Origin of the sequence: Pseudoalteromonas sp. SR44-2, from assembly GCF_014163745.1 — a bacterium.
Lineage (GTDB): Bacteria > Pseudomonadota > Gammaproteobacteria > Enterobacterales > Alteromonadaceae > Pseudoalteromonas > Pseudoalteromonas distincta.
In genome coordinates this window covers 1-16,259 of sequence record NZ_JACJDW010000017.1, presented here as the reverse complement: position 1 = coordinate 16,259, position 16,259 = coordinate 1, and the positions used below count along the sequence as shown (strand labels likewise).

Genomic DNA, 16,259 nt, shown 5'->3' with positions numbered 1-16,259 from the left:
TAATTGGTCAGACCATTAAATTCAAAACATAAAATATATTTTCTCTTGTATGACAAACCGTTATGTTTAATAAAAGTCAGAAAGTAAGTGAGCACCATAATTGGTAAAAACCCAACACATAAATAAAACACCTTTAAACTAGCTATAAGTACTTATTTTTAATAATTTAATTGCGTTAATTTTAGTGCATACGTATGCAGACTTTTTACAGTGTACAAGGCTTCACGTATGCTTTTTGCAAATAACGTGATTAATCGTAATCACAAATAAAAATAGTCTAAATACTGTGTGGAATGACGGAGAAAAGCATGACCCAAAAGCAGTGGTATAAAGGTGCGGTTATTTATCAAGTTTATCCGCGTAGCTTTCAAGATAGCAACAACGATGGCATTGGTGATTTAAGAGGGATTATTAATCGTATTGATTACATTAAAAGCTTAGGCGTTGATGCTATTTGGATTTCACCTTTTTTCAAATCGCCAATGAAAGACTTTGGCTATGATATTAGCGACTATCGTGACATTGACCCGCTTTTTGGTGACCTAAATGATTTTGATGAGCTAATAAGCGAAGCCCACACTCGTAATATTAAAATAATTATTGATCAGGTGTTAAGCCATACATCAGATCAACACCAATGGTTTACTGATAGCCGTGAAAATCAAAATAACAGTAAAGCCGACTGGTATGTTTGGGCTGACGCAAAAGATGATGGGACAGCCCCAAACAACTGGCTATCTATTTTTGGTGGTGGTGCTTGGCAGTGGGAGCCTCGTCGCGGGCAATACTACCTACATAATTTTTTAACCGAACAACCAGATCTTAACTTTCATAACCCAGATGTTCGAAAAGCTGTGCTTGATAATGTTGAGTTTTGGCTCAAAAAAGGCGTTGATGGGTTTAGGCTTGATGCAATTAATTTTTGCTATCACGACGCGCAATTACGTGATAACCCGGCTAAACCAAAAGATAAGCGCCAGGGGCGTGGTTTTAGCGAAGATAATCCGTATGCATTTCAGTATCATTACTACAATAATACTCAGCCTGAAAATATTGCGTTTATGCAAGATATTCGCACATTACTTAATAAATACCCAGGTACTGTATCGCTTGGCGAAATCTCATCAGAAGATTCATTAGCTACAATGGCGCAGTACACCCAAGGCGGCGACAAACTGCACATGGGTTATAGCTTTGAGCTATTAACAAATGATTACTCAAGTGAATATATTAGAACTACGGTTCAAACTCTAGAACAACGTATGACTGAAGGCTGGCCATGCTGGGCATTTAGTAATCATGATGTAGAGCGCGTAGCGAGCCGCTGGAGCGAAAATGGCGAAGTAAACCCTCAACAATGTAAAATGCTAACCGCCCTATTAGCTTCTCTTCGTGGCAGCGTGTGTATGTATCAAGGTGAAGAGCTAGGTCTAGGTGAAGCAAGTGTGGCATTTGAAGATTTACAAGACCCATACGGCATTACATTTTGGCCTAATTTTAAAGGGCGTGATGGCTGTAGAACACCAATGCCTTGGGATCTCGCTGATTCATCTCATGCAGGTTTTAGTGAAGTAAAACCTTGGCTACCCGTTGATGATGCACATAAGCAGCAATCAGTGGCTATACAAACAGATGATAACAACTCAATTTTAAATGCCTACCGTGAGTTTATGGCATGGCGAAAAGGTCAAACAGTTTTACTTGAAGGTGATATTGAATTTATAGAAACTCCAGAGCCTGTGCTTGCTTTTTATAGAACGCTTGGAAAGCAAAGAATGCTTTGTATGTTCAATCTCAGCGCTAAGCAAACAAGTATTGATATGCCAACATCAATCGTTAAAGAATACACCGAGCTTAGCCACCACAGCGCAAAGTTAGACCAAGGCACCACAACGCTTGAGCCTTACGCATGTTTTTACGCTCAGTGTTAATGACTCAAAAGTTGAGTTTAATGTTCACCTAAGTGCGTTACACACAAAAAAGCCCAAGCTATTCACTTGGGCTTTTTTGTATTTAACGCATTCTAGTGACTTTTAGTTTCACCATTTAGACATTCAGTTAAAGCAAATAATACGGCTGATATTACAAACTTAAAATATCCTCATAGTAGAAATAAACAATGACGCTTATGCATTTCATTTTTGAATCTAAGAAATCAATTTATCCTAAAACGATCTCAAAGTTATTAATATAAAGCGTAGAATCAGGTTTTCGTAGCTACTAAATATATTACTCCAGCTAATAATGCTGTACTTACTAAAGTTAAAAAACTGACAAGTAAATTACTCATCCTCACGATAAAAAAATTTCGTTATCTTTTATTTCAATTTCGATTAAAAATCAGTATACCAACAGAGTTGTTCTGAATTGGGCACTACTGATTTATATCTAACTTTAAACTGGATAAATCAGTCATCACACCATTTTTTTAGGAATAAACGAATGAAAAAAGCATTGCTAGCATTAATCGTAGCACCACTATTTGCAGTATCTGCGACTTACGCGGTTGCAGACGATGCGCCAACAGCTTCAGCCGAAATGATAAAAGAATACACAGAAATGTGTGTTAACTGGGCTAAAGATGATGACGTAAGCAATGAAGAGCTAAATGCCTACGTATTAAAATGCGTAAATGATGAGCTTGAATCTGAAGGCTATAAAAAAGTATCTTCTGTTAAGATTTAATTATACCAATTACATTTAATTAGTGATCAATTATAGCGCTAAGAATATAGCTCAATAGCTAAGCGAAAAAGCATGACATATATTTGTTCTCGGCAGCTGCTCCCTGCAATGCCTACTCTCTGCATCTATGCAGTCATATATGAATAGTTTTTAACGCAGTAACTGAGTTATTTAATACGCTAAAATGACCATGTTTTTAATCAAATTGGTAACACGCTTAGGTGAATGTACTGCTAATAAAGCCGTTGCGAAAGCATTCAACTAGACACAAAAAAACCGGAATAGACACAAGCTGTGCATTCCGGTTTTTTTATGATTTTTTAAATCTACAAAAGCTATGAATAAGCAATAACGAGCTTATTCATCTTCTTTTTTAGCTTTCGCTTTAGGCTTAGCTTTAGCTGGTGCCTTTTTTGCAGCTGCTTTCTTTTTAGGCGCTGCTTTTTTCTTCGCTTCTTCTGTCCATTTACCTGCTTCATAATGAGCAGTCCAGCCTGTAGCTTTACCGTCAACTTCAGTCATAACATACTGAGATTTATTTTTACGGCTATAGCGTACAACAGCAAGATTACCATCAGGATCTTTAGCTGGTGCATCTGCTAAATAATAAAACTTAGGCGAAATACGATCTCTAAAGCGTTTTAGTTCTTCAACCTTAGGTGCACGTGTTTCACGTGACTTAGGAAAAGTATTTGCGGCTAAAAATATACCCGCAGCGCCATCACGTAAAACAAAATACGCATCTGACTTCTCACACTCTAATTCAGTAATGTGAACAGGATCTTCTTTTGGTGGAGCAGCCTCGCCATTTTTAAGTAACTTACGTGTGTTCTTACACTCGTCGTTATTACAACCAAAGTACTTACCAAAGCGACCCGATTTAAGCTCCATGTCAGAACCGCACTTATCACATTCGATAATTGGTCCGTCGTAGCCTTTAATTTTAAAGGTACCTTCTTCAACTATATGCCCTTTACATGCTGGGTTATTACCACACACATGTAGTTTACGGGTTTCGTCGATTAGGTATGAATCCATTGCAGTTTCACAAATAGGACAACGCTTCATCTGCATTAATTTTTCGGTTTCTACGTCTTCGACATCAGCAGCAACCGCTTCATCGCCCGACACTAAGTTCATTGTTGTAGTACAACGCTCTTTTGGCGGAAGGCTGTAACCAGTACACCCTAAGAAAACACCGGTTGAAGCCGTACGTATACCCATTTTGCGGCTACATGTAGGACATTCTATATCGGTTTCAACCATCTCATTAAGACGCATGCCGCCATTCTCTGGCTCGTCTTTAGCGACAGTTAGTTGCGTTGAAAAGTCAGCATAAAACTTATCTAGGACTTGAGTCCATACACGCTCGCCTTCAGCAATGTCATCTAAACGACCTTCCATTTTAGCTGTAAAATCAAAGTTCATTAAATCAGTGAAGTTTTCAACTAAGCGGTCAGTAACAATTTCACCCATTTTTTCAGCAAAGAAACGGCGATTTTCTACACGTACATAACCACGATCTTGAATTGTTGATATAATCGACGCATAAGTAGATGGACGACCAATACCACGCTTTTCAAGCTCTTTTACTAAACTAGCTTCACTAAAGCGAGCTGGCGGCTTAGTAAAATGCTGCTTAGGATCAAGTTCTATTAAAGTAAGTATTTCACCTTCTTTAACAGCCGGCAGTGATTGATCTTCTTCGTTCTTTTTACGCACAGCAGGTTGTACTTTTGTCCAACCATCAAAGCGAAGCACGCGGCCTTTTGCTTTGAGCTGGAAATCGTTAGCTGCAACAGTCAGTGTTGTTAAGTCGTATTCAGCAGGTACCATTTGGCACGCTACAAATTGACGCCAAATTAACTCATACAGCTTTTTAGCATCGGCATCTACGCCTTCGATATGACCAGACAACACAGTAACGCTTGAAGGACGTATCGCCTCATGCGCTTCTTGTGCATTGCCTTTAGAGCTATAGTTAATTGGATCTTTTGGTAAATATTTAGCACCAAACTCATTCGTTACATACTCACGACACATTTCAACCGCATCTTTTGAAAGATTGGTTGAATCGGTACGCATATAAGTAATATAACCGCCTTCATACAAACGCTGAGCGAGCATCATAGTCTTTTTAACGCCATAACCTAAGCGTGTACTTGCTGCTTGTTGCATGGTTGAAGTAATTAATGGCGCACTTGGGCGACTTTTGCTTGGCTTTTCTTCAACGCTAATTACTTTATATTCTGCATTCTCAAGGCTTTTAACAGCTGCGCTAGCCTGAGCTTCATTTACAGGCTTAAATGCCTTTCCTGCTTGTTTGGTTACTTCTAAACGTAACTCAGACTCAGTATTCTTAACATCAGCGTGAATATCCCAAAACTCTTCAGGGATAAATGCCTTAATTTCACGTTCACGCTCAACTAATAAGCGTACCGCAACAGACTGAACTCGTCCTGCAGATAGACCACGTGCAACTTTTGCCCACAACAAAGGAGAAACCATAAAGCCTACAACACGGTCTAAAAAGCGTCGTGTTTGCTGAGCGTAAACCATGTCAGTATTAAGCTCGCCAGGTGTTTCGAAAGCTTGCTGTATTGCGTTTTTGGTAATCTCGTTAAAAACTACGCGCTTATACTTTTCAGGTTCGCCGCCAATGATTTCTTGAAGGTGCCAAGCAATTGCTTCCCCTTCTCTATCCAAATCCGTTGCGAGGTATATTTGATCTGCATTTTCAGCCAGCTTTTGTAATTCTTGAACAACCTTCTCTTTACCTGGCAGGATTTCATAATGCGGCTCCCAACCTTGCTCAGGATCAATACCCATACGCGCGACCAGGTTAGTATAATCTCGTTGCTTTTTATACGCTGCTTTCTCTTCAGGTTCCATTTTGCGAACTTCTGCTGGCGTTTTAGTTGCCGGCACTTTAGCTTTGCTCGAACCTGAAGTAGGTAAATCACGTACATGCCCAATACTGGACTTTACGATGAAGTCATTACCTAAATATTTATTAATTGTTTTAGCCTTAGCAGGTGACTCTACAATTACTAGCGATTTGCCCATAGTTGCCTATTTCTAACCAAATATTAAAAATGTGTTTTGCCGACATAAGCGGCGCGAATATTTATAGGTATATCTACAAACACTAGTTGTTACAAGCTTTTAATACAAACTTTTCAGTATTTACTGAATAAACGAACAATTTTTGTCGTTAAATTAAACAAACAGGTGTTTTTAGATTAATTGATGTGGAATATATAGAACAGAAACAAAAATGCCAACCTAAAGGTTGGCATTTTTTATTTTAAACGATTATAAATCGTCGATTACTGAAACTGAAAATGGCGAAACTAAACCTGAAGGAGCTTCAACTGAAATGTTTAAACTACCCGATGGACTATCGTTACCACCTGTCAAAGGTTCCCGTTTAATACCAAAAGAAACACCTACTGGAACAAAGCTCGTAGTATTAGGAAATACATAACTAGTTTCGCCAGTAATTTCACCGTTATCAGTACTAATAGATACCTCAGTACCTGCAGGCATAGGATTATTATACATATCTGCAATATACATAATCAGACTGACACTACTAGTCCCTGTTGGACTCTGGGTTAAATCTATTTCACTGACTTGACACATCTGTTGGCTTGTTGGATCAGCTTGTGAGCGACGTACTAATGGGCTCGCTGGATCACTGTTTATATGCACCTCAGATGCTGTTACGCCTGCAATAGCGGAGCAATCATCAGCATAGGTTACTAATCTAAAGAATGCCGCATCACCCGACATAACAATCTCTTGGTTTTGAAATACATTAACCAATTGACGGCTACATAGTCCTGCGGCTTCGTCTTCTTCACGACATAGTAAACCATTGTATAAACCGTTTTGGGTAGTCCAAGAACCATTACCATCAAAATCTACGAACTCTTCAAACTCATCACCTGTTGAATTGTCACGAGAACATGGGTCTGTTCCATCACTACAATCTTTGCCGCCAAAAGTACCATCTTCATTGTTATCAATAAAAGCTTCTGGGATATCAAATAAATCATCAAAGAAGTCTTCGCTATCAAAGTAACCATTACCATTTAAGTCTGAAAAAGTCTCTTCACCAATAGCATATGCATGAACGGTTGCTCGTCCACCAAGTGGTAAATCTATTGTAAGATCATTATTTAAAATACCTAATGGGCACGGTAATCCACCATCACATTTTTGAGCAATTGTATTTTCGTACATTGAATCAGTAAAAGGACGCGGGTTGCTACTTGTCCAAGTAACGCTACATGCTCCATTCGTTGTAGTACAACTTGGCTCAATAACTCCACCTTCTGTAATAAAAGTAACGGCCGTACCATCTGGAACAGGATTATTAAAGTGATCGGCTAAACGTGCGTTAACCGCTACTGTATTACCATCAACATTTAATGCGTGGGGATTGAAAATAGAACGCGATAGCGAAAAACTATTTTGATCAGCTATACCTGTACTAACAACAAGAATATCTGAAGGGGCTGTTACAACAACTGTATTACCTTCTACCTCTTCTTCACTTGATGCAATAACACGTACAGGTGTTGCAATCGAACCCGATAGTACTGATGTCTTCACTTCGCCACTGGCATTAGTGATAGCGCTGGCAGTGCCTAATGTAATGCCACCTACAGCAGTTGAAAGTTCAAAGTTAACCGTTCTTGACGCTAAATCGTTCCCGTTCGAATCGACAAGTTTGAAAGTCACTTCTGAAATTTCAGTACGATCAGCACCACCTGTACCTTTTAATGCAATTACAGATTCTGTAACATCTATAAACTGTAAAAAACCAATATTTGCAGGTGATACATTAATTGTAGTATTTGCAGAAACCGTATCTCCACCAGTAATGACCGTTGCTGTAATAATATCACCACCCACACAAGTTAAAGGGCGATATGTTGAACGTGCAAATCCACCAATACTAGTCACTGTTTCATCAATTGATGCCTGCCCCGAACTTACACAGCCCGATGAGAATTCAACCGTTAATGGAGTTGTATATAACTCACCATCTTTAGAAATTTCAATAGAAATTAGAGCCGTAGCCCCTGCAGCTAATAGCTCATCATCAGCAATAGAGCTCGAAATAGAAATTTCGATATCTACCGCAGCAATCTGAAACGCTTTAGTCAAGTTACTATTAAGTACAGACACGGTGATTTCACCTGCCCCTACATCCTGCCCAGGAACAATATCGAGTAGTGCGATACCATTTGCATCTGTAATTGCAGTGCCTGTTGAAGGAGTAATAGATCCAATAGTAGTAGTAGCGGTTACTAAAGCTTGAGTAAGTGGTGTTGTAGAGTCTTCATTAGTCACTTCAATAAATAAAATAGCTGAAGAATCACCTGAAATACTTGTTGCCTCTTTACATAAACTTGCATCTCTAGTTGTTTTAAAATCAACCGGACAGTTTTGCAAAATTTTAAAATTGATATCCGCGGTGCTTTGATTAGGGTCGATAGCATCACCACGAGTATAAAACCCAACCTTTTCTGTAATAGCTTCGTACTGGGCTGTAACATTACCGGCCCCTTCAATTGTACCTGGTGCTAAATTTAGAGTAGCAATACCGTTAGTATTTGTTAGCGCAGTACCTGAGCTTGGTAAAAGACTACCTAAGGTAGAGCTAAAAGAAACCACTTCCCCGACTACTGGGTCACCATTTGAATCTAGGACTAGAGCTTGCACTAGGCCATTATCGTTAGCACTAATTTCACTTGTTTGTATTAGTGTTGTTGACGATATTAGGCTCAGATCAATTGTGAAATTATCTGCATCACCTTGGGCAGGAGAATCCCCGGCAGTTGTATATGTAAAAGCTTCAGCTGTGTAACTCGTGTTATCGCTATCAATATATTCGGCCGTTATTGAACCTGCCCCGGCTTCTGTTCCTGCTAATAAATCAACCTTCGCAATCCCCTCCTCATTCGTCAGTGCAGTACCATTAGAAGGATTAATAGTCCCTAAGCCTGATAAATTAAATGCTACTAACTTAAAGGCACCTGGTTCACCGTTTAATAAGAGTTGCGCCTGGGCAACAGCAGGGTTTAAAAAATCTACATTACGAGTGGTCGAACCATCATTTGCTATTAAGCTAACCATAATTTCAGCCTTTTCAACAATGATAGATTCAAAGTCAAAGGCTTCCGATGTGTACGTAACTCCATTATTTACGTAAGTTACAGATAATTCTGAAGCACCTTCAATATTTCCAGCTAAAAGCTCAATAGTAGCTATACCATTGCTATTGGTTAAAACACTTCCAGAACTAGGGTTTAAAACACCTATATTACTAGCTAACGAAAAGTTAACGCTTTGTGAGCTAACTGGAGTACCGTCATTAAGTAACGTTGCTCTTAATTCAAGTGGCACTAATGAAGTAACCATGTTTGATTGAACTTCCGTTCCATTTGAATACCCTTGCAAAGTTAAACTATAAGCAGGTTGGTTACCTTCTTTACCGTCGGATTGAAACGAGAAACTTGAGGTGTAAGTAACACTATCAATGTTGAAACTTGCTACAACTTGACCAGCGCCTTCAATTGTTCCTGATGTTAATTCTACTTTCGCTTGTCCATTAGTTTGTGTAAGTGCTGAACTTGCATTTAAAGAACCCACATTACCCGATAGAGAAAATGTTATTACCTCACCAGATACTTGATTACCGTTATTAGTAAGAGTGGCGATTAAATCGATTGGAGTATCCCCTGAAACTGAATTGGTTTCAGATCCATCCCCTTGAGAGAAGCCTTGTAATTGGATCACGTATTCATTATTTGGATTTAGTCCAGCATCACCTGTTGAGCTAAACGAAAAACTATCTGTATAGGTCGTGCCATCAATTGTATATGTGGCAGTTACTTCTCCAGCACCTTCGACAGTACCAGCCATTAGTTCAACTTCGGCTTCCCCATCTGTATTTGTTAGTGCAGATGTTTGGCTTAAAGCCCCAACGGTATCGGTTAAAGTAAACGTAATTCGCTGACTAGCAACAACATCACCGTCGTTATCAGTGAGTATTGCTCTTAAGTTTAAGGGAGAATCTGCCGTAACAGCATTTGACTCTATTTCGCCTGTTTGAGAGTATCCCTTTAATGAAACCGAGTATGTAGCAGCCTCTGTAGTGGAATCACCATCACTAATAGAGCCGTCTTTTTCAAGTGACCCACCGCCACCACAGGCTGTGAGTAAAAAACTTAGCAATGAAATGCCGAGCAGTCGCATTAAAGGCATGAACCTCTCCCTAGCGTTGTTATTATAATCAAAATTAATTTTCACTTAATATTAACCTATAACTTAGTCTAAAATCTCAGTTTTTTATTACTTTTTTGCGCAAAATAATTTTAAATAAATACCAATTTTTTCTGTAGTAAATATTTCCTTGCTGGTAGTCTATGGCAAATTTATAAAATGTAGATCAGGGAATATGTCAAAAATCCGTTCAATGAGTTTAACCACTCGCATCATGATTGGTATGGCGCTTGGGGTTGCAGTAGGTTTTATATTTCAGGCTATATTAGCTGGTGAAGACGATTATCTAATACCACTTGGGTTATTCTCTTTGCCAATTAAAGCCTTTTTTGTTGATGGTATTTTCCATGTTGGTGGCCAAATATTTATTGCCAGCTTAAAAATGTTAGTTGTTCCTCTTGTTTTTGTATCGCTCGTTTGTGGTACCTGTAGCTTAAGTGACCCTAAAAAACTAGGCCGCCTAGGTGGTAAATCTATTGGTTTATATTTATTAACTACGGCTATTGCTATAACAGTGGCGATTACACTTGCCTTATTATTTAGCCCTGGTGAAGGTATAAGCTTGCCATCTAATGCAACTTATGATGCTAAAGAAGCGCCTACCCTTGCACGTGTAATTATAGATATGTTTCCTACTAACCCATTTGAAGCAATGGCCAAAGGCAACATGCTTCAAGTTATTGTTTTTGCACTATTATTTGGTGTGGCAATGGCATTAAGTGGTAAAACAGGCAAACGCGTAGCAAGTGTTTTTGAAGATTTAAACACAGTAATCTTAAAACTAGTTACGCTGTTAATGAACATTGCACCTTATGGCGTTTTCTTTTTAATGGCAAAACTATTTACAACAATTGAGCTTAACTTAATTGTTAGCCTAGCCAAATACTTTGGCGTTGTAGTGCTTGCACTGTTATTACATGCTTTTGTAAACTACACATTGCTTTTAAAAATATTAACGGGCTTAAACCCGCTTATTTTCTTAGCAAAAATGAAGCACACATGCTTATTTGCATTTAGTACTTCAAGCTCAAGCGCAACTATGCCTATTACACTTGAAACTGCTACTAAAAAACTAGGCGCTAATAACTCGGTTGCCTCATTTACTATCCCACTGGGTGCTACCATTAACATGGATGGCACTGCCATCATGCAAGGTGTGGCTACCGTATTCATTGCACAAGTGTTTAGTGTAGATTTGACAATTTCTGATTACCTAATGGTTATATTAACAGCAACACTTGCCTCTGTAGGTACAGCAGGCGTACCAGGTGTTGGCTTAATTATGCTGGCGATGGTACTTAACCAAGTTGGCTTACCTGTAGAAGGGATTGCAATTATTATCGGTGTAGATAGATTACTTGATATGACACGTACAGCAGTTAATGTAACCGGTGATTGTATGGTTACCTGTGTTGTTGCCAAGTCTGAAGGTGAACTTGATGAGAGCATCTTTAACGACCCTAATGCAGCTAAAGACTTAGAAGATTATCATAAGTCTATTGACTCATAAGCTACATTTATACAGCTATAAAAAAACCTTGATGCAATACATCAAGGTTTTTTTTCGAGTAGAAAGAATTAAACTGAATCGTAAAAAAATTCTAATCTAAGGATTTAGGGATTTAAATTTAGAGAGTAAGTTTATTCCCACTTTATTTACACCACTACTCAGGCCAAGAGCTAGCTTATCGCTTAATCCCTTTTTAATTTTGTATTTAATCTTATAAATTTGGCGCTCATGTTGCTGCTCCAGTAATGCATCATCACTTGTCTTTATAATATCTACCAAACCTTTATCAATCGCTTGCGTTGCAAACCAATGCTCGCCTGTCGCAACTAAGTTTATATCTAAGCTTGGGCGTTGAGTGCTTACAAACGTTTTAAATAAATCATGTGTTTGTTCAATTTCTTCACGAAATTTTTCACGGGCCTTATCTGTGTTTTCACCAAATAAAGTAAGCGTACGTTTAAACTCACCTGCAGTTATTTGCTCAAATTCCACATCATTTTTCTTTAATATTTTATTAAAGTTTGGTATTTGAGCTATCACACCAATAGATCCAACTATGGCAAAAGGGGCTGCCAGTATCTCATCGGCTACACACGCCATCATGTAACCACCGCTCGCTGCTACTTTATCAATTGCAACACTCAAAGGAATACCGGCATTTTTAATACGCTGTAGCTGAGATGCAGCAAGTCCGTAGCCATGCACTACTCCGCCGCCACTTTCTAAACGAATAAGTACTTTGTCTTTACTTGGGTTAGCAATAGAGATAATGGCTGTTATTTCTTCTCGTAAGCTTTCTACTTCGTGAGCGTCCATACTACCTACAAAGTCAATTACATATAAACGAGGTTTAGGCTGATCTTTATCTGCTTTTTTACTTTGCGATTTAAGCTGTTTTTGGTGTGCTTTAAGCTCTTTTTTACCCAGCGTATTTTGTAGAAAACTTTCTTTAAGATCGACTAATTGCTCTGATATGTCGTCAATTTGTATTTCACCTTTTTTGGCTTTAGGCTTAACTGCAGCGCCAACTATTAGCATTAGAATAACTGCTATAGCGATAACAAAAGTAATTGTTTTAGCAAAAAACAAACCGTATTCGTATAAAAATTCCAACTGGTTTCTCCATTTATAAATTTCAGCTAATTTAGCATGCTTTAAAGCAAAAAAAAGCCACTTTTCAGTGGCTTTTAAAGGTTAATTATTTTACTGGTTATTAATCAGTCACAACCTCAGGGTTGGAAACTAATAACATTCGACCGCGAGCAGCTAAGTAAGTAGCTACTTGCAACTGCATTTCTGTATTAGCGGCAGCACTGCCTTCAACAGTTGCAGCCTGTGCAGCATCTTGAGCTGGCGTTAATATAGAACCATGATGCCCTTTAGTAAATTTAACTAAGTAGCTTGTTGGTGTTTCACTCAATGCTTGCGAAGTACTTACTGTTTCAAGACCCATCAAGTTAGCTAATGGGATTGTGCCAGAAATAGGATTATTAGCTGCCATTGGTGGTATCACTTGGTCAGGCTTGTTATCAACACCATCGCCCACAACAACATTAGTATAAACAGGAGTGCCTAATGCTTTCACAGTGGCTGCGTAATTAGTTGGATCGCCACTATCAAGTGCTGTTTGCGCCGCAAATGCAAATTGAGTAAACACTCCTTGAATATTAGTTAGCTTACTTGTTTCACCAGCTGTAGTTAACGAAGCTACATACTCGTTATAACCACAGGTTAAATATGCTTCCATATCTGGCAATACTGCACCACAGTTAGACACTGCATCAACTTGTAAATACGCGTTAAACTCATCAGCTTCTGTTGTACCTGCTTGTGAAAGTACTGAACCTTGAATAAATGGACCAAATGCAGCTGATTCTAGTAAGAAGCTAGCTATACCGCCGCCGCCACTTGCAAGTGCTACTGTGTTTACATTAAATAATGGGTCGACAGTTGGCGCTAATGGGTTATTAGCTTGTGCAATAAATGCAGGGGCTACAATAGAGCCTAATGAATGACCAATGTAAGTTACATCTTGCGCATTAATCGTTGCATCATTAATAAAGTTTAGACCTAAACGTAAACCTAATAAATCAGCCGCTGATTGACGTAAGCTATCACGCGCAACAAGTAATGAACTTAAATTCATGTAACTAAGCACAGAACCCGTTGTTGCATTAAAGTCGTCTGTTCCATCACCATCAACATCTATTCCACGCTCACCATGTCTTGGATGGTCAATAGCAACTGTTGCAAAGCCTTGAATAGAAAGCTGCGCCGTTAAAGCAAGCATACTTTCTTTTTGTGTTGTAATACCGTGTTGCATAATAACAACTGGCCATCCGCTATCAGGCATTGCGATAGGATCTAATTGTAACTGCGCACGTACACCATTAATTATTGGTAAAATAGGCTTAGTAACTTGCACTGGCACATTTGCCATGCTTTGTACTTTTGGAATGGAGTTATATTTTGTTAAATGACGTGTGCTATCTAGTCCTAAGTCACGTAATTGCCCGTCACTTAATGCAGAACATAAACCATCATTTTCACTAATAGGATCTGTCGGAAATGCATCACCAGCAACGGCCTTGTAACCGATTATTGCCACCGCGTTATCACACATACCTTGCCAATATGTATCACTTAAATCACTAATATCAGTACCCGTTGGTGTACCTAAATACATCGGTAGCATAATGCTACCTTTTTGATATTGCACACCAGAGAAAGCAGCAGACACTTCTACACCCTGAGAAGCAAATACCTGTTGTACATTTACCATCGGTTGTTCAGGAACTTGAAGCGCAGGCGTTGGCATCGCAGGCTGTTGCAAACTTGCAGCTAGCAATTTTTTAATTGTCCCAAGTACTGGCCCCGCAGACTGAATAGTCATTGCGCTAGAAAAAATAATATCTTCTTTTGTTATATTTCCTGAACTTACAACTACATTTTCGTAACTGTTAACAGCGCCCTGCAAACCAAGTTGGGCTTCTGTAATTAATGGCGCTTCTTGCTTAACCAGTCCATAAGTAGAAGAAGGCTCGATAGAGCGTCCTAATGAATCTTTAAGACCAGTAGTTAGTACATTGATGTATGAGCTACCTGCCGTAAATGGTTTTAAAGGAATAATTGCAACGGCATCACCAGAAGCTTGAGTGACAAAATCAACACCAAAAGTAAGCTCACCGACCAATTTACAAGCTGTACCTGCAGCTACAACTGAACATTCTGCGTCAGTTAAACTTGCACCCATTACTACTTCAAAAATACGGACTGTACCTGGTGTCCCAGCAGAAGTTTCATCTAAGCTAACATTTGGCGGAAATGTTAAATCGATTTTATAAGGAACCTGAGAAGACCAACCGTCAAGTGCGCCTAGAGCAAGCTGAGGGTCAGCATAAGCTGCTCGAGAAATAGACACATTGTTGTCATCTAATTCTCCAGGAATATTAAGTGTACCGTCTTGGGTTCCACTCATTAATAAATCATTAGGTACCGATAAGATACCTGCAGCAGGGTCAAATGTAACCGTTGCTGTTGGAATAACGGTTGCTGTGTCGTTCTTGACATCTTCTAACGTTTCTCCGCCGCCACAACCTGCCAAGGCAGCTGTAACAGAGAGTGAAAGTAGCATTTTTTTCATATTGTTGGCTCCGCACATATTTTATTTTTATAGTGTGTTTAATCAGTGTATTAAGTTAAAACAATGTAATCAGGTTATTAATGAGACATTAGACCAGTTAAACTTAACGTAAAGTTTCTATTTTCGCCACCTAATTTTACAATAAATTCGATTACTTCACGTTTCGCTATGTTAAAATCAAAAAAAATAGATGAATGGGTACTTTTATGCACACATATCAAGCGGCTGAAAACGCACTTAAAGATAAAATTATTTTAATAACAGGCGCCGGTGATGGTATTGGCCGAGTAGCAGCAATTACGTATGCAAAATACGGCGCTACAGTTATCTTATTAGGAAAAACAACTAATAAACTTGAATGTGTTTACGATGAAATTGTTAATGCAGGTTACCCTAAACCTGCAATTGTGCCCATGGACTTAAAAGGCGCAACTAAACAAAACTACCGTGACCTTGCTGCAACAATTGAATATCAATTTGGCCGCCTTGATGGCTTGCTTAATAATGCAGGTATTTTAGGGTCACTTGGTCCACTTGAACATTTTTGCTCATCTACGTTCGAAAACATAATGAAAGTAAACGTGACCGCGCAAGCGATGATCACTAAAGCGCTTTTTCCTGTTCTTCGTAAGTCTGATAATGCATCGATAGTATTTACGTCATCAGGTGTAGGCCGCAAAGGCCGTGAGTTTTGGGGGCCATACGCCATCTCAAAATTTGCTGTAGAAGGCATGATGCAAACATGGGCATGTGAAGTAGGCAAAACGAATATTCGTATAAACTGTATTAATCCAGGCGCTACTCGAACTTCTATGCGCGCTGCTGCATACCCAGGAGAAGATAGAGACGCGCTTGCTACACCAGAAGATTTAATGCCAACCTACTTATACTTGATGAGCGATGATTCTAGTAAAGTGAATGGCGAATCGTTAGATGCTCAAGTAAAAAAGTAATTTAGAGTTTAAAAAATTTATACAACACACATTAAAAAAGCCGCAATTAGCTGTCTCTTGATCACAAGTCTGACTCAAGAGATTTTGCTAAATCGTAGCCTTCCAGGATGGCTTGTAACTTAAGCCATCCTTGCCATAACACTTTCACAGATGCACGCCCTGTGCGCTT

At 39.0% G+C, this 16,259-nt stretch carries 8 protein-coding genes; 4 read left to right on the top strand and 4 right to left on the bottom strand.

Annotation, left to right across the window (positions count from 1 at the left end):
* Positions 1 to 308 precede the first annotated feature (308 nt).
* Positions 309 to 1,931, top strand: coding sequence for an alpha-glucosidase family protein (locus H5115_RS11735; RefSeq protein ID WP_182755417.1), 1,623 nt, complete (start codon positions 309 to 311; stop codon positions 1,929 to 1,931).
* Between the two features lie 511 nt (positions 1,932 to 2,442).
* Positions 2,443 to 2,685, top strand: coding sequence for a hypothetical protein (locus tag H5115_RS11730; protein WP_002959734.1), 243 nt, complete (start codon positions 2,443 to 2,445; stop codon positions 2,683 to 2,685).
* A 357-nt stretch (positions 2,686 to 3,042) separates the two neighbouring features.
* Here the strand turns inward: H5115_RS11730 and topA are convergent, their stop codons facing one another.
* Both topA and H5115_RS11720 read right to left on the bottom strand, forming a co-directional pair.
* On the bottom strand, positions 3,043 to 5,751 hold the full coding sequence (gene topA, locus H5115_RS11725; RefSeq protein WP_149602799.1) for a type I DNA topoisomerase: 2,709 nt from the start codon (positions 5,749 to 5,751) through the stop codon (positions 3,043 to 3,045).
* A 249-nt stretch (positions 5,752 to 6,000) separates the two neighbouring features.
* On the bottom strand, positions 6,001 to 9,966 hold the full coding sequence (locus H5115_RS11720; protein ID WP_182755415.1) for an Ig domain-containing protein: 3,966 nt from the start codon (positions 9,964 to 9,966) through the stop codon (positions 6,001 to 6,003).
* Between the two features lie 193 nt (positions 9,967 to 10,159).
* Between H5115_RS11720 and H5115_RS11715 the strand changes: the two genes are divergently transcribed.
* A complete protein-coding gene (locus tag H5115_RS11715; protein ID WP_024606768.1) occupies positions 10,160 to 11,494 on the top strand; it encodes a dicarboxylate/amino acid:cation symporter in 1,335 nt (444 codons plus the stop codon).
* Between the two features lie 96 nt (positions 11,495 to 11,590).
* On the opposite strand, the gene sohB is transcribed toward H5115_RS11715, so the two are convergent.
* Both sohB and H5115_RS11705 read right to left on the bottom strand, forming a co-directional pair.
* Positions 11,591 to 12,607 (bottom strand): protease SohB, encoded by a 1,017-nt coding sequence (gene sohB, locus H5115_RS11710; RefSeq protein WP_182755413.1) that lies wholly within the window; start codon positions 12,605 to 12,607, stop codon positions 11,591 to 11,593.
* A gap of 100 nt (positions 12,608 to 12,707) precedes the next feature.
* The gene (locus H5115_RS11705) at positions 12,708 to 15,137 is read right to left on the bottom strand and encodes a VolA/Pla-1 family phospholipase (RefSeq protein ID WP_182694966.1); all 2,430 of its coding nucleotides are present in this window, start codon (positions 15,135 to 15,137) and stop codon (positions 12,708 to 12,710) included.
* A gap of 206 nt (positions 15,138 to 15,343) precedes the next feature.
* On the opposite strand from H5115_RS11705, the gene H5115_RS11700 reads away from it, so the two are divergent.
* Positions 15,344 to 16,090, top strand: a complete 747-nt coding sequence (locus H5115_RS11700) for a YciK family oxidoreductase (protein ID WP_002959717.1) — start codon at positions 15,344 to 15,346, stop codon at positions 16,088 to 16,090.
* Positions 16,091 to 16,259 lie beyond the last annotated feature (169 nt).